Origin of the sequence: Pseudomonas sp. BIGb0176, assembly GCF_024810175.1 — a bacterium.
Classification (GTDB): domain Bacteria; phylum Pseudomonadota; class Gammaproteobacteria; order Pseudomonadales; family Pseudomonadaceae; genus Aquipseudomonas; species Aquipseudomonas protegens.
Window position 1 is genome coordinate 276,534 of sequence record NZ_JANUEC010000006.1, and the last position, 15,315, is coordinate 291,848.

At 63.0% G+C, this 15,315-nt stretch carries 13 protein-coding genes and 4 tRNA genes; 14 read left to right on the plus strand and 3 right to left on the minus strand.

What is annotated here, in order from left to right; translation table 11 throughout:
• Positions 1-108 precede the first annotated feature (108 nt).
• The 7 genes from M2395_RS29825 to thiO are packed head-to-tail and all read left to right on the plus strand — an operon-like array spanning position 109 to position 6,828.
• Positions 109-579: a GspH/FimT family protein gene (locus M2395_RS29825; RefSeq protein WP_053153967.1), complete on the plus strand. Its 471-nt coding sequence runs from the start codon at positions 109-111 to the stop codon at positions 577-579.
• On the plus strand, positions 576-1,019 hold the full coding sequence (gene pilV / locus M2395_RS29830) for a type IV pilus modification protein PilV (protein WP_053153964.1): 444 nt from the start codon (positions 576-578) through the stop codon (positions 1,017-1,019). Before M2395_RS29825 ends, pilV begins: the two co-directional genes overlap by 4 nt.
• Positions 1,016-1,726 (plus strand): PilW family protein, encoded by a 711-nt coding sequence (locus tag M2395_RS29835; RefSeq protein ID WP_053153961.1) that lies wholly within the window; start codon positions 1,016-1,018, stop codon positions 1,724-1,726. Before pilV ends, M2395_RS29835 begins: the two co-directional genes overlap by 4 nt.
• Positions 1,726-2,208: a PilX N-terminal domain-containing pilus assembly protein gene (locus M2395_RS29840; RefSeq protein WP_233447094.1), complete on the plus strand. Its 483-nt coding sequence runs from the start codon at positions 1,726-1,728 to the stop codon at positions 2,206-2,208. Before M2395_RS29835 ends, M2395_RS29840 begins: the two co-directional genes overlap by 1 nt.
• Positions 2,195-5,257, plus strand: coding sequence for a pilus assembly protein (locus M2395_RS29845; RefSeq protein ID WP_123431483.1), 3,063 nt, complete (start codon positions 2,195-2,197; stop codon positions 5,255-5,257). Before M2395_RS29840 ends, M2395_RS29845 begins: the two co-directional genes overlap by 14 nt.
• Before the next feature lie 15 nt (positions 5,258-5,272).
• Positions 5,273-5,674 (plus strand): type IV pilin protein, encoded by a 402-nt coding sequence (locus M2395_RS29850; protein WP_015637084.1) that lies wholly within the window; start codon positions 5,273-5,275, stop codon positions 5,672-5,674.
• A gap of 53 nt (positions 5,675-5,727) precedes the next feature.
• Entirely contained in the window at positions 5,728-6,828 is a 1,101-nt protein-coding gene (gene thiO, locus M2395_RS29855) for a glycine oxidase ThiO (RefSeq protein ID WP_053160097.1), read from the plus strand.
• Here thiO and M2395_RS29860 read toward each other — a convergent pair.
• The 3 genes from M2395_RS29860 to M2395_RS29870 form a co-directional block, all read right to left on the minus strand.
• Positions 6,825-8,159: a sigma-54 dependent transcriptional regulator gene (locus M2395_RS29860; RefSeq protein ID WP_041752595.1), complete on the minus strand. Its 1,335-nt coding sequence runs from the start codon at positions 8,157-8,159 to the stop codon at positions 6,825-6,827. The two genes, thiO and M2395_RS29860, sit on opposite strands and share 4 nt — an antisense overlap.
• Before the next feature lie 425 nt (positions 8,160-8,584).
• Positions 8,585-8,818, minus strand: a complete 234-nt coding sequence (locus M2395_RS29865) for a PP0621 family protein (protein ID WP_015637081.1) — start codon at positions 8,816-8,818, stop codon at positions 8,585-8,587.
• A gap of 124 nt (positions 8,819-8,942) precedes the next feature.
• Entirely contained in the window at positions 8,943-9,968 is a 1,026-nt protein-coding gene (locus M2395_RS29870; RefSeq protein WP_011063536.1) for an outer membrane protein assembly factor BamD, read from the minus strand.
• A gap of 150 nt (positions 9,969-10,118) precedes the next feature.
• Here M2395_RS29870 and rluD point away from each other — a divergent pair, with 150 nt between their 5' ends.
• The 7 genes from rluD to M2395_RS29905 all read left to right on the plus strand — a co-directional run bounded on the left by rluD (position 10,119) and on the right by M2395_RS29905 (position 15,209).
• Positions 10,119-11,081 (plus strand): 23S rRNA pseudouridine(1911/1915/1917) synthase RluD, encoded by a 963-nt coding sequence (gene rluD, locus M2395_RS29875; protein WP_011063535.1) that lies wholly within the window; start codon positions 10,119-10,121, stop codon positions 11,079-11,081.
• The gene (pgeF, locus tag M2395_RS29880; protein WP_015637079.1) at positions 11,078-11,803 is read left to right on the plus strand and encodes a peptidoglycan editing factor PgeF; all 726 of its coding nucleotides are present in this window, start codon (positions 11,078-11,080) and stop codon (positions 11,801-11,803) included. Before rluD ends, pgeF begins: the two co-directional genes overlap by 4 nt.
• A 130-nt stretch (positions 11,804-11,933) precedes the next feature.
• Positions 11,934-14,498 carry an ATP-dependent chaperone ClpB gene (gene clpB, locus M2395_RS29885; protein ID WP_011063533.1) on the plus strand — a complete coding sequence of 855 codons (2,565 nt, stop codon included), beginning with the start codon at positions 11,934-11,936 and terminating at the stop codon, positions 14,496-14,498.
• Between the two features lie 296 nt (positions 14,499-14,794).
• Positions 14,795-14,870 (plus strand) — tRNA-Asn (locus M2395_RS29890).
• Between the two features lie 9 nt (positions 14,871-14,879).
• Positions 14,880-14,956 (plus strand) — tRNA-Pro (locus M2395_RS29895).
• Positions 14,957-14,961: 5 nt separating this feature from the next.
• A tRNA-Lys gene (locus M2395_RS29900) sits at positions 14,962-15,037 on the plus strand.
• 95 nt (positions 15,038-15,132) lie between these two features.
• A tRNA-Pro gene (locus M2395_RS29905) sits at positions 15,133-15,209 on the plus strand.
• The last annotated feature ends 106 nt before the right edge of the window (positions 15,210-15,315 follow it).

The window sequence follows — 15,315 nt, forward strand, 5'->3', positions numbered from 1 at the left end:
CGGTTTCACGCAATCCGTGCGTGTTCATTGAGCAAATGGCCAAAGCGCCGGTCTATGGAGGGTCCGGGCGCTTGCCTGTTATAGCCGATGACACTTCCAAGGCCGGCCATGAATTTGCATACAAAGGGTTTCACCTTGCTGGAATTGCTCGTCGCCCTGGCGATCGCGGCCCTTCTTCTGGGCCTGGTGGTGCCAGCCTATCGCGCCACCGTGCAGCGAGTGCGTGCCGACACCGAGATCAATCAACTACGCCAGGCCCTGGCTTACGCACGGTTGGAAGCGATCAATCGCCGCCAGAGGGTCGGGATTCGCCCGGCTGCCAAGGACGCTCCCTGGAACGGCGAATTGATGGTGTATGCGGGGCAGGACCCCGAAGGCAATGTATTGCGGGTTGTTCCAGCCATCAGTCCGGGGGCCACCCTGACGCTAACCTCAGATGACCACAGCATCGATTTCAATCGCCTCGGCGGCTTGGCGGCCAGTGATGCGCTGCACATCGTCTATGGACTGGACCAGCAGCGGCGGGTGATCAGTGTCTGTCTCAATGGGCGGGTGATAGCAGCGGAGAACTGCGGATGAACGTGCGGGATGCACAGGATGGCATGACCCTGATCGAGGTGCTGGTGGCGCTGTTGATACTGGCGGTGGGCCTGTTGGGTGCGGCGGGGGTGCAGATCAAGGCGCTGCAGTACACCGACAGCTCGCGGATGACCACCCAGGCCAGCTTTATCGCCTATGACATGCTCGACCGGATCCGCGCCAACGCCGCCGCCGACTATAGCGTGGCGATACCGGCAGAGGGCAACCCGGGCAATGTGCGGGATCAGGACCTGTACGACTTCGCCGCCAATATCGCGAGCTTCGCCGGCCCCAGCGGCAAGGGCAGCATCAGCGTCAAGCAGCATGTCTACACCATTCGCATCACCTGGGACGACTCCCGTGCCGAAGGCCGGGGGGGCAGCCTGCGGAGCCTGGAGCTCAGCAGCCGGGTTGCAGCGCAACCGGGAGGCTTGCCGTGAACCGGGCCGATAGTGGCTTCGGCCTGGTGGAGATGATGCTGGCACTGGCCTTGAGCCTGGTGCTGGTACTGGGGGTGGCCCAGGTATTCATTGCGGCGAAGAACACCTACCAGAGTCAGAGCGCTGCCGCCTACCTGCAGGAGGATGCTCGCTTTGTCCTGAGCAAGATGCTTCAGGAAATCCGCATGGTGGGGCTGTTCGGTTGCCTGCGGACCATCAGTGATGCCAGCACGGCACGGGAGTTCTCGCACTATGCGGCGACACCGATCCAATGGGACAACGCCGAGCAGAAACTGACCCTGATCACCGCCGATGTCGGGGACGATGGCGGTACGCCGACCTGGAGCGTGGTCAGCGACTGCCAGCACAGCGCCGTAGCCTATTCAGGCGCTCATCGAGGGGCCGGCGCTGAGCAGGTGTTCGCCCTGCGCCGGCTGTTCTACAGCCTGAAGAATCGCCAGTTGCTGCTGGGCAGCGGCCTTGGCAAGCAGCAAGCGGTGCTGCTGGACAACGTCGAAGCCTTTGATGTGAGTTTCGGCATGGCCCGTTCGGCCACCGACATTGCCGCCTCCAGCTACAGTCGCAACCCGTTGGACCCGGAACGGATCCGCAGTGTGCGCTTGCGCCTGACCCTGGTCGACCCCCATGACCGCGTGCGCCCGCAGACCTATAGCGTGGTCGCGGCCCTGCGCAACAGGTTGCCCTGATGACGCGCTTGCGAGGTCGGGTTCCTCTCGGGCAGCGGGGCATGGCGTTGCTGGTCAGCCTGGTGTTCCTGTTGCTGCTGACCCTGATCGGGCTCTCGTCGCTGCAGAACGCCACCCTGCAGGAAAAAATGGCCGCCAGCCTGGCTCTGCACAACCGCGCATTCCAGGCCGCCGAAGCCGCGCTGCGGGTGGGGGAGAGTGCGGTGCAGCAGGATGATTTTCGCTTGCCGGTATGTGCCAGCCCTGCTCAGTGCGCGCCTCCCGCCGAATCAGCGCTGGTCAAGGCTCCTGGAGTCAATGCTGCTTCGGCGGTGCTGTGGATCGCTAGCGGCTCTGGCTTCTACGGGGTGCAGAACCTCGGTGTTTCACAGGATGCGGTGAATGTGCCGAGCAATACTCCAGCCACCTTGTATCGCGTGACCGCTGTCGGTCTGGCCGGGCAATCGCGCAGTGTGCTGGAGAGCATCTATGCCAAGTATTGATCGGGGCATGCGTCGGCCCGGCTGGCGAAGCCTGGGCGCGCTGCTGCTGAGCCTGTTGCCGGTACCTCTGGCCATGGCGTTCAACCCTGCCAGCACCCCGCTTCTTGGTGCCGCGGCGGTGGCGCCGAACGTGATGCTGGTGCTGGATGACTCCCTGGGCATGAACAGCATTGTCCATGCCCGGGAGTTCGATCCGCTGCTCGCCCGGGCTGCGGTCTGGCGCTGTGCCGGAGTGGGGGGCGAGTGTGCTCGGGGTGAGCGGCTTGCAGGCCAGGCGATTGCCTTGTCCAGCCTCGGCGAGTCGGGGTGCCGGGCAGGCTTTCACAGCTTCCATGATCCCGAGCGTGGGGTGCGCTGCCTGAAGCTGCCGGACCCGGTTGGGGCGGGAAATACGCTGTACTCCGCGGACTACCTGTCCTGGCTACTGGCGCAGGCCAAGGGACGGGAGCGAGACTTCACTGACGGTTCCATTCCCAACGACTACCGGATGAATGTGGCTCGGCGGCTGGCCACGGCCCTGGTTACCCGGTATCGCTGGCTGCGCCTGGGGTTGGCCACCTTCAACCCGCCGGCCCCGGGTGATCCGGGCCTTGGGGGTTACATTGCCCGTCCCATCAGTGACCTGTCGGCCATTGAAGGCGCTGTGAGCCCGGCCCAGGCCGAGGCCAATTACCAGGCCCTGCTGGCGACAATCAACGGCCTCAAGGCCGGCGGTCATACGCCGTTGGCGGAAACCTACTACGAGATCACCCGCTACCTGCGCGGCATGGTGCCGTACTACAACCTTTCACCGGCGCTCTACAGCAGCCCTATTCAATACCGTTGCCAGAAGAACTACGGGGTGGTGATCAGTGCCGGCGCGGCGGATCACGATACTCAGTTCCCGCTCAACGACCCTTTGGGGGCGGGGCGCCTGCCCAACTGGGACGGGATCGGCAACGATGGTGGCGAGCGCGATGGGCAGACCCTGTTCCTCGATGACCTGGCCAAGTTCGCCTTCGATATCGACTTGCGTGGCCCAGGAGTGGATGAGGCCGGTAAAAGCTGGGCGGCGGTGGATTTCCCCCGTCAGTACCTGAATACCTTCACGGTGGGTTTCCAGGCCCACAATCCTCTGCTGATGGGCGCTGCGGACTACGGCCAGGGTGAGTATTTCCAGGCCCGCAGCAACCTTGAACGCGTGCTGGCAAGCGTTCTGGGCGAAGGCGTAGCCAGTGCCGTGACTGCCGGCAGTGGTGTACTGGATGCCGCCAGTGGTCGTTATTACCAGAGCCAGTACGACCCGGTCGATTGGCATGGCACGATCCGCGCCTACGGCATCGACAATCAGGGCCGAGTGGCTGTCGGTTCGCCGTTGTGGAGCAGCGATAGTGGCGTGGATGGTGCCGGCGCGGCGGTAATCCATGAGACCTGGAACACTGCCAGCCGGCGTCCGGTGAGCCTGGCCTACGGCAACTTGTCCACCGCTCAGCGTGGCGAACTTGAGCAGTCGTTGCCTGCAGGTGTCAGTGGCGCCGAGTTACTGCGCTGGAGCCAGGGCCGCTCCGTGAGCGGGCTCAGGGAGCGCCGCTATCAGTTGGGAGATATCGTCAATTCGCCGCTGGTGCTGGCAACTGCCGGGCAGCGCAGTGCTGTCGATGGGGCTGCCGGGGGCGACTACAGCCGCTACCTGGCACAGAAAGCCACGGCCATGGCGACGCGCTTGTTGGTGAACAGCAATGACGGGTTGTTCAATGTGCTGGACCCGGCCAGCGGTGAGCGCCTCTATGGCTACATGCCCTCCAGCGCGTTGGGCGCCCTGGCGCAGGTCGCCGATCCCGGTTATCGGCGGGGCGAGCGCCATCGCTATCTGGTGGATGGTCCCCTGGCGGTGTTCGATGGGCAGCGGGGCGGTGCCTGGCAAACCCTGGCCCTGGGGGGCGTCGGGGCGGGCGGCAAGAGTTTCTTTGCGGTGCGTCTGTTCGACGCCGTGCACGGCAATACGCCTGGCGCCTTGTGGGAAATCGGCGCTCCTCCCGAGCCGGACCGCAATCATCCTTTCAATGACCTGGGGTATGCCTATGCCCGCCCACAGGTAGCGCGCTTGGCCGATGGTCGCTGGGCGGCCTTCATCGGCAATGGCTACGGCAGCCATTCCGGGGTGGCAGCGCTGTATGTGGTGGACCTGAATGATGGCTCGCTGATTCGCGAGATCGCCATTGACGACCAGCCTGACAATGGCCTGTCGTCCGTCACCCTCAAGGTCAATGCACGCAATGAAGTGCAGGCGGCCTATGCGGGCGACCTCAAGGGGCGACTGTGGAAATTCGAGCTGTCCGGCAACGATAGCGCCAGCTGGCATCTGGCATTTGCCGGGCAGCCCTTGTTCCGCACCGCGGGAGGCGCCAGCCAGCCGATCAGCGCACCGCCGCGCCTGCTCGATCATCCCCGTGGTGGCCAATTGGTGCTGTTCGGTACGGGCAAGCTCAACGAGACCCGGGACAAGCAAAGCCGGGCGCGCCAGGGATTCTATGGCGTGTGGGACGCCGAGGGCGGTCCTGGGGGCATTGGCGAAAGTCAGTTGCAGGTGCAGCACCTTGAGGCCGGGTTCAGCGCGGCGGCCGGCAGTTTCCTGCGCAGCACCCTCAACGAGGTGCGTTATCCGGCGCAGCGCGGCTGGTACCTGCCCCTGGTACAAGGTGGCCTGGCAGCCGGCGAGCGGGTGCTCAACGAGGCTACCCTGGTGGCCGGCAGGGTGGTGTTCAGCACCCTGCAACTGGAGCCCGACGACCCTTGTTCGAGTGCCGGCAGTGGGAAATTGATCGAGCTGGAGGCGTTCAGCGGTAAGATGCTCGACGCTGCGGTGCTCGACACCAATGGCGACGGGGTCGTGGATGACCAGGACCAGCCCTCCAGCGGCGTGCGCTATGTCGGCACCGTGCCCAGCCTTGGCGGAGTTGCCAGCAATGGCGCCCGCAAGATCATCAGTGACTCCAGGGGTGGCATCAGCACCCTGGTGGAAAGGCCCGGCGGTGGCAGCCGGCGCATCCTGTGGCGACAAATCCAGTAAGCGAGATTCTTGACCATGCGCAGATCCAACCAAGGTTTTACCCTGATCGAAATCATGATCGTGATTGCGATCATCGGTCTGGTCCTTACGTTGAGCCTTCCCAGCATCACCGAATACGTGAAAAAACCGCACCGCAGCGAAATCGCGGTACTGCTTACCGAGCAGGCGCAGCAGCTTGAACGGCATTTCTCCAAGGCTGGGGTCTACAGCAACGCCCCGGACCTGAGCGCCGGCAATGAGTACTACAGCATTGCCGCAACCCTGACCGACACCGGCTTCTCCCTGACCGCGACCCCGAAGGACGATGGGCTGATGGCGGCGGATAAATGCGGCAGTTTCAGCATCGACCAGACCGGCGCGACCCGCATCAGCGGCCAGGCCGAAGGGCTGACCGCCAAGGATTGCTGGGGGCGCTGAGCACCTGATTCGGGCCGCGGCGCCCACTGTCTTTCTCATGATTGGATCGGACTATGGCTAAGCAACAGCAAGTGCTGGTGGTGGGCGGCGGGGTGATCGGCCTGCTCACCGCCTTCAATCTGGCGTCCCAGGGCCAGCAGGTACGGCTTCTGGAACGTTCGGACCTGGGGCGTGAATCGTCCTGGGCCGGTGGTGGGATCGTCTCGCCGCTTTACCCCTGGCGCTACAGCCCGGCGGTCACAGCCCTGGCGCACTGGTCGCAGGATTTCTACCCACAACTGGCCCAGCAACTGTTCAATGCCACCGGTGTCGACCCGCAAGTGCATGTCACCGGCCTCTACTGGCTGGACCTGGAGGATGAAGCCCAGGCCCTGGAGTGGGCCAAGCGTGAAGGCCGGCCGCTGAGTGCTGTGGATATCTCGGCGGTGTATGACGCGGTGCCGGTGCTGGGCAATGGTTATCAACAGGCGATCTACATGGCCGATGTGGCCAACGTGCGCAACCCGCGCCTGGTCAAATCCCTGAAGGCGGCGTTACAGGCGTTGCCTAATGTGCAAATCGATGAGCAATGCACCGTCAGTGGTTTTATCCGCGAAGGCCAGCAAGTGGTGGGGGTCGATAGCTCGCTGGGCGAGGTTCGCGCTGATCAGGTGGTGCTCTGCGCGGGGGCCTGGAGTGGCGAACTGCTGGGCAGCCTGGGCCTGGAACTGCCGGTGGAGCCGGTGAAGGGGCAGATGATCCTCTACAAGTGTGCTGCCGACTTTCTGTCCTGCATGGTCCTGGCCAAGGGGCGCTATGCCATCCCGCGGCGCGATGGCCACATTCTGGTGGGCAGCACCCTGGAGCATGAAGGCTTCGACAAGACCCCGACCGTTTCGGCCCTGGAGAGCCTCAAGGCCTCCGCGGTCGAGCTGATTCCCGCCCTCGCCGAGGCCGAGGTGGTCGGGCACTGGGCCGGGCTGCGCCCGGGCTCTCCGGAAGGCATTCCCTACGTGGGGCCGGTTCCGGGCTTTGCTGGCCTGTGGCTCAACTGCGGGCACTACCGCAATGGCCTGGTGTTGGCGCCGGCCTCCTGCCAGCTGTTCTGCGACCTGCTGCTGGGGAACCCGCCGATCATCGACCCGGCGCCTTATGCGCCTGAAGGTCGGATCTAGTCCAGCCCGAGCTTCTTCATGCGGTAACGCATCGAACGAAACGACAGGCTCAGCCGCCGGGCCGCCGCCGTGCGGTTCCAGCGGGTTTCCTCCAGGGCCTGGAGCAGCAGCTGGCGCTCCACCTGTTGCAGGTGCAGCGCCAGGTCTAGCTGGGTGGCCGCCGCCGATGATCGGGCTTCAAGGCTGTCGGCTCTGGGCAACTGCAGGTCGTCTGTTTCTATCCAGCGTCCTTCGCATAGGGTCTGCGCCCGTTCCAGCAGGTTTTCCAGCTCTCGCACGTTGCCCGGAAAGTCATAGCGCTCCAGGGCTTGCAGGGCTTCGGGACGTAGCTGGACGGCAGGCTGTCCGCTGTCCCTGGCCAGGCGCTGCAGGACGTGCCCGGCCAGTGCGGGGATGTCGCCACGGCGCTCGCGCAACGCAGGGACTCGCAACTCGATGACGTTCAGGCGGTAGTAGAGGTCCTGGCGAAAGCGTCCGGTCTCTACCTCGTTTTTCAGGTCCTTGTGGGTGGCACAGAGAATCCGCACGTCGACGGTTTTTTCCTGTTGGCTGCCTACAGGGCGCACGGATTTTTCCTGCAAGGCTCGCAGCAGTTTTACTTGCATGGCCAGGGGCAGGTCGGCGACCTCATCAAGAAACAGGGTGCCGCCGTGGGCGGCTAGAAATAACCCGGGCTGATCGCTGACGGCGCCACTGAAGCTGCCTTTGCAATGGCCGAAGAGTTCACTCTCCATCAATTCGGAAGGAATCGCCCCGCAGTTGACCGGGACGAACGGGTATCGGGCCCTGGGGCCAAGCTGGTGGAGCAGGCGGGCGACCCGTTCCTTGCCACTGCCGGATTCACCGCTGATATAGACCGCCGCCAGGCTGTGGGCCAGCTTGTCGATGTGGCGACGCAGGGCATTCATGGGCGCCGAGTCTCCCAGCAATTGCCGGGCTGGGTCATCCGTTGCGCAGTCCGTGGCCTGCTTCAGGCTGGCACCTACCCAAGCGCGCAGTTGCTTGAGGTCCAGAGGCTTGTGCAGCAACTGGCAGGCTCCGGCCTGCAGGGCGCCCGCGCTGGCCTGTGCACAGGCGCCGTTGCTTAGCAGCGCCACAGGAAGGTTGGGGTGGGACTGGCGGATGTGCCGCAGCAGCTCCAGCCCGCTGCCGTCCGGTAGCTGCAGGTCGGTCAGGCACAGGTCAAAGCGCTCCCGGGCCAGGCGGCCACGGGCTTCCTGCAGGGTGCGCGCACTTTGGGTGTGCAAGCGCATTCGGCCCAGAGTGATCTCCACAAGGGCGCGGGTTTCCGTGGCGTCATCGACCACCAGCACCGATTGCCGTGGGTTCATGGCGGCTGCAGTTTTCATCCGTGAGTGAGGAGCGGGCGACAGTGCTCGCCCGATGGGCGTGAACTCAAGTCTAGGCCCGACGGGGTAGCGGCGCAGGGGATGGGCCACTGGTCATCCTGCCGGGCATCCTGAAGGTGCGCGTCGTCGGGACGTTGTGGTGCCCATGGATGGGGGGCTACAGCGCTCTGCCCGAGAGCGAAACGGCGAGTGGGCGCCAACAGGCTATTTTGTCGCCAATTGTTCGGCCGGGGTTGGCACTTGGGCCTTCCCGTTCCTGGGTAGAGGTTCGAAGCCTGGGAGAGGCGAGGGAGGAAGGGGGCGACGAGCCGGTTCATGCGCTGACCAAGGCCTGGAATAGTCCGTGTCAGACGCCATTTTTCGCCCCCGAGTTCCTTGCCTCGGGTATCCGCAGTGGGCCTGGGGGCTCAGCGGTCCTGGTTTCCCGGCCCTTGTTGCAGGTGTGCCTGGCTGCAGTACCACTGTTGCGACTGGCTCAGGGCCCGGTCCTGGGGCAGGTGCACGCCGCAATGGGCGCAACGCACCATGGGCGTAGTGGCCGGTTCATTGGGGGAGCGAGGGGCGGCGACAGGACGCTTGAACTTGCGCCAGAACCATACCGCGGCGGCAATCAGAGCGATCCAGAACAGTAGACGAACCATGGCAACCAGCTTTTTGAAGGGGGAGGGGGCAGTTTAGCCAAGCGCCCGACGGGCGCACAGGCCCATCAGTGTGCGGGCATAAAAAAGGGAGACTTCAAGTCTCCCTTTCCGGCCTGCGGGGTGATCAGTCGAACACGCCGAAGGTCATGTAGCTGAACCAGGAGCGGTCGCTATTGTTGTTGCCGGCAGCCTCGTGCTCTTCTTCCTCGACCACGTCGCCGTTGCTGTCTTTAGGCTTGAGCTCGGACGGAATGGCGTCCTTGGCATCCTGGTACTGCTTCATCACGTCCTGGTTGGCGCGGGTTTCTCCCGGCGGCAGCGGAGGACGGGACTCGATCAGGCCCAGGGTGGCCTTGCTCAGCCACGAACGGTTGTCGGCTTCAGCCACGCGTGGCACGAACTGACCGTCCACCAGGCTAGGGTGGTTGGGGTAGTTGAGCTTGAGAGTTTCCAGGCTGGTGGCAGCCAGTTCATCCAGGTGCAGGCGCTGGTAGGCCTCGGTCATCACCGCCAGGCCGTCGCCGACCGATGGGGTTTCCTGGAAGTTCTCCACTACGTAGCGGCCACGGTTGGCGGCGGCGACATAGGCCTGGCGGGTCAGGTAATAGTCGGCTACGTGGATCTCGTAGGCAGCCAGCAGGTTGCGCAGGTAGATCATGCGCTGCTTGGCGTCCGGCGCGTAGCGGCTGTTGGGGAAGCGGCTGGTCAGCTGGGCGAACTCGTTGTAGGAGTCGCGGGCGGCACCCGGGTCACGCTTGGTCATGTCCAGCGGCAGGAAGCGCGCCAGCAGGCCGACGTCCTGGTCGAACGAGGTCAGGCCCTTGAGGTAGTAGGCGTAGTCCACGTTCGGGTGCTGGGGGTGCAGGCGAATGAAGCGCTCGGCGGCGGACTTGGCGGCCTCCGGCTCGGCATTCTTGTAGTTGGCGTAGATCAGCTCGAGCTGTGCCTGATCGGCGTAGCGACCAAAGGGATAGCGCGATTCCAGGGCCTTGAGCTTGGCGGTGGCGCTGGTATAGCTGTGGTTGTCCAGGTCGGTCTGCGCCTGCTGGTACAACTCGACTTCGCTCAGGTTTTCGTCAACGACTTCCTTCGATGAGCAAGCAGCGGTCAGTGCGAGGATGGCGATCAGCAGCAGGTGTTTCACTTGCATGGCGGCTTGCGTCCCTATGACGGCCGCTGTCTTGGGCGGGGCCGTCCTGTTATGATGAGCGCCCCGTTGAAAGCCTCGGGGCAAAAGACGCCGTATTTAACCACAAGCGCGCAGCCGAAACCAAAGGCTGTGCCGACGCCCAGTCCGAGCATGTCCGATAAAATTGAACTTCGCGCAGAGGTGCCGTCCGAACTGGGCGGTCAACGCCTCGATCAAGTCGCCGCCCAACTATTCGCTGAGCATTCGCGCTCGCGCCTTTCCGCCTGGATCAAGGACGGCCGCCTGACTGTGGACGGAGCGGTCATCCGCCCGCGGGACATCGTGCACGGCGGCTCCATTCTTGAGCTGACTGCCGAGCAGGAGGCCCAGGGCGAGTGGATCGCCCAGGATATCGAGCTGGACATCGTCTATGAAGATGACGACATCCTGGTGATCAACAAGCCTGCGGGCCTGGTGGTGCACCCGGCTGCCGGCCATGCCGACGGCACCCTGCTCAATGCCCTGCTGCATCACATCCCGGACATTATCAATGTGCCGCGGGCCGGTATCGTCCACCGCCTGGACAAGGACACCACAGGACTGATGGTGGTGGCCAAGACCATCCAGGCGCAGACCCAACTGGTGGCCCAGCTGCAAAGCCGCAGTGTCAGCCGCATCTATGAATGCATCGTGATCGGCGTGGTAACCGCCGGGGGCAAGATCAACGCTCCGATCGGCCGTCATGGCCAGCAGCGCCAGCGCATGGCGGTGATGGAAGGCGGCAAGCAGGCCGTCAGCCACTACCGGGTCCTGGAACGTTTCCGTTCCCACACCCATGTGCGGGTCAAGCTGGAAACCGGTCGTACCCACCAGATCCGGGTGCACATGGCCCACATCAACTTCCCGCTGGTGGGGGATCCAGCCTACGGCGGCCGCTTCCGCATTCCGCCGGCGGCGAGCCAGACCATGGTCGACTCGCTGAAGAACTTCCCGCGCCAGGCCCTGCATGCACGCTTCCTGGAGCTGGATCATCCGACCACCGGTATCCGCATGAGCTGGGAATCGCCGCTGCCGGACGATTTCGTCTGGCTGCTGTCGCTGCTCAAGCAGGACCGTGAGGCGTTCATCGGATGAATGACTGGCTGATTCCCGACTGGCCCGCGCCGGCCGGAGTCAAAGCCTGTACTACCACCCGCGCTGGCGGCGTCAGCCTGACGCCGTTCGACAGCCTCAACCTGGGCGACCATGTCGACGATCAGCCGCAAGCAGTGGCCGAGAATCGCCGTCGCCTGAGCGAACACTTCGGCATCGCCCCGGCCTGGCTGCAACAGGTGCACGGGGTGGCCGTGGCCCACGCCGACCCTTCCATGGTCGCGACCGCGGACGCCAGTTGGTCCGCCACCCCGGGCGTTGCCTGTGCGGTGATGACGGCCGACTGCCTGCCGGCACTGTTCTGCAACCATGCCGGAACCCGAGTCGCCGCGGCCCATGCCGGCTGGCGCGGGTTGGCGGCGGGCGTGCTGGAAGCCACCCTCGACAGCCTGCATACGCCCTGCGCCGAGGTGCTGGTGTGGCTGGGGCCGGCCATTGGCCCGCAGCGCTTTGAAGTGGGGCCCGAGGTGCGTGAAGCCTTCGTCGCCCAGTTGCCGGCAGCCGAGCAGGCCTTTGTGCCGAGCGCCAATGCCGGGCGCTTCATGGCCGATATCTATCAGCTGGCGCGCCTGCGACTGGCTGCCTGTGGTGTGACTGCCGTGTACGGTGGCGGCTATTGCACCGTCAGCGATCCCCGCTTCTTTTCCTACCGGCGCAGCCCGCGCACCGGGCGTTTTGCCTCCCTTATCTGGCTTGAGCGCTAGACTAATCTGACTTGTGTCAAGCTGCTGACGCTTGAATCTCCCAGAATCGACCGCATCTAGTGAAACATCTGGCAGGTTTCTCTATTTAGGTGTGTCCATCGCTCCGGCCTGCTCAAAAGGAAGGTGACTAATGCGTATAGACCGATTAACCAGCAAATTGCAGCTGGCCTTATCCGATTCTCAATCTCTGGCGGTTGGCCTCGATCATCCGGCCATTGAACCGGCGCACCTGATGCAGGCGCTGCTGGAACAGCAGGGCGGCTCGATCAAGCCTCTGCTGATGCAGGTGGGCTTCGACGTCAACAGCCTGCGCAAGGAACTGAGCAAAGAGCTCGACCAGCTGCCGAAAATCCAGAACCCCACTGGCGACGTCAACATGTCCCAGGATCTGGCGCGCCTGCTCAACCAGGCCGACCGCCTGGCGCAGCAGAAAGGCGACCAGTTCATCTCCAGCGAGCTGGTGCTGCTGGCCGCCATGGATGAGAACAGCAAACTCGGCAAATTGTTGCTGGGCCAGGGCGTGAGCAAGAAAGCCCTGGAGAACGCCATCAACAACCTGCGTGGCGGTGAGGCGGTGAATGACGCCAACGTCGAAGAGTCGCGCCAGGCCCTGGACAAGTACACCGTCGACCTGACCAAGCGCGCCGAAGACGGCAAGCTTGATCCGGTAATCGGCCGTGACGACGAAATTCGCCGGACCATCCAGGTGCTGCAACGCCGGACCAAGAACAACCCGGTGTTGATTGGTGAACCAGGCGTGGGTAAGACCGCCATCGCCGAAGGCCTGGCCCAGCGGATCATCAACGGCGAAGTGCCCGATGGCCTCAAAGGCAAGCGCTTGCTGTCCCTGGACATGGGCGCCTTGATCGCCGGTGCCAAATACCGTGGCGAGTTCGAAGAACGCCTGAAGTCTTTGCTTAATGAACTGTCGAAGCAGGAAGGGCAGATCATCCTGTTCATCGATGAGCTGCACACCATGGTCGGCGCTGGTAAAGGCGAAGGCTCGATGGATGCGGGCAATATGCTCAAGCCGGCCCTGGCCCGTGGCGAGCTGCACTGCGTGGGCGCCACCACGCTCAACGAATACCGCCAATATATAGAGAAGGACGCAGCCCTCGAGCGGCGCTTCCAGAAAGTGTTGGTGGATGAGCCGAGCGAGGAAGACACCATTGCTATCCTGCGCGGCCTGAAAGAGCGCTATGAGGTGCACCACAAGGTGGCGATCACCGACGGCGCGATCATTGCCGCGGCCAAGCTCAGCCATCGTTACATCACTGACCGGCAACTGCCGGACAAGGCCATCGACCTGATCGACGAGGCCGCCAGCCGCATCCGCATGGAGATCGACTCCAAGCCGGAAGTGCTGGACCGTCTGGAGCGGCGCCTGATTCAGCTCAAGGTTGAATCCCAGGCCCTGAAGAAAGAAGACGACGAGGCCGCGATCAAGCGCCTGGAAAAACTCCAGGAAGAGATTGTCCGCCTGGAGCGTGAATACGCTGACCTGGAAGAAGTCTGGACCTCGGAGAAAGCCGAAGTACAGGGTTCTGCGCAGATCCAGCAGAAGATCGAGCAGTCGCGCCAGGAACTGGAAGCGGCGCGTCGTAAAGGCGATCTCAATCGCATGGCCGAGCTGCAGTACGGGGTGATTCCGGACCTGGAGCGCAGCCTGCAGATGGTCGATCAGCACGGCCACAGCGAGAACCAGTTGCTGCGCAGCAAGGTTACCGAGGAAGAGATTGCCGAAGTGGTGTCCAAGTGGACCGGCATTCCAGTGTCGAAAATGCTTGAAGGCGAGCGCGACAAGCTGCTGAAGATGGAAAGCCTGCTGCACGAGCGGGTGATTGGCCAGAACGAAGCCGTGGTGGCGGTGGCCAACGCTGTGCGCCGTTCCCGAGCCGGGTTGTCCGACCCGAACCGGCCCAGCGGTTCGTTCATGTTCCTCGGCCCGACCGGCGTGGGTAAGACCGAGTTGTGCAAGGCCCTGGCGGAATTCCTCTTCGATACCGAAGAGGCCATGGTGCGGATCGACATGTCCGAGTTCATGGAGAAACATTCCGTGGCTCGCCTGATCGGTGCGCCACCAGGCTATGTCGGTTATGAAGAGGGCGGTTACCTGACCGAAGCCGTGCGTCGCAAGCCGTACTCGGTGATTCTTCTGGACGAAGTCGAGAAGGCGCACCCGGATGTGTTCAACATCCTGCTGCAGGTCCTGGAAGATGGCCGTCTGACGGACAGCCACGGGCGTACCGTGGATTTTCGCAATACGGTGATCGTCATGACCTCCAACCTGGGGTCGGCGCAGATCCAGGAGCTGGTAGGGGATCGCGAGGCACAACGTGCGGCGGTGATGGACGCGGTGTCCACCCACTTCCGGCCGGAGTTCATCAACCGGGTCGACGAAGTGGTGATCTTCGAGCCTCTGGCACGGGATCAGATCGCCGGCATCACGCAGATCCAGTTGGGTCGCCTGCGCAGTCGCCTGGCGGAGCGCGAGCTGAGCCTGGAACTGAGCGACGAGGCCTTGGACAAGCTGATCGCTGTGGGTTACGACCCGGTGTATGGCGCACGGCCGCTGAAACGGGCCATCCAGCGCTGGATCGAGAACCCGTTGGCGCAGTTGATCCTCTCCGGCGGTTTCCTGCCGGGAGCCACGGTTACCGCCTCGGTGCAGGACGACGAAATCGTCTTCGCCTGATCGCTGATCGGTGGGTTTATAGAGGAGGCCTCGCATTGCGAGGCCTTTTTTTTCACTAGGGCGTTGAACTGTAAGGAAAAGGCTTGTAAAGTGCGCCCCGCAGTCAGTCACCCCCGAGGTTTTTTCTGATCAAGAAGAAACCGGCAATGAAGTCGCAAATCATTGTCTTAAAAGCAATTTAAGGGGTTGACAGGGGTTTTTAAGATTGTAAAATAGCGCGCCTCAGAGACATGAACGTAGCGATGCGAACAAGTCGAAGAGGATGAAGTAAAAAGTTGTAACTTGAAATATGTAGTTCCGTGATAGCTCAGTCGGTAGAGCAAATGACTGTTAATCATTGGGTCCCAGGTTCGAGTCCTGGTCACGGAGCCAATTTCAAACCGGGGTATAGCGCAGTCCGGTAGCGCGCCTGCTTTGGGAGCAGGATGTCAGGAGTTCGAATCCCCTTACCCCGACCATTTTTGGGTCGTTAGCTCAGTTGGTAGAGCAGTTGGCTTTTAACCAATTGGTCGTAGGTTCGAATCCCACACGACCCACCATTTTTGAAACCAGTTAGCGCTGGAATCGAATCTTAAGAACAGAGGCCAAAAGCGCTGTTCGAAGAAGGCGCCTCTAGAAGGTGCCTTTTTTTTACCGGGGTATAGCGCAGTCCGGTAGCGCGCCTGCTTTGGGAGCAGGATGTCAGGAGTTCGAATCCCCTTACCCCGACCATATTCACGAAAAAGGGCACCTCAATGAGGTGCCCTTTTTTGTATGCCTGTGGAAAAGTTCGCAGGCCCGCTGGCGTCGAGCCTGGGCAGGGTACCTACGGCCCTTG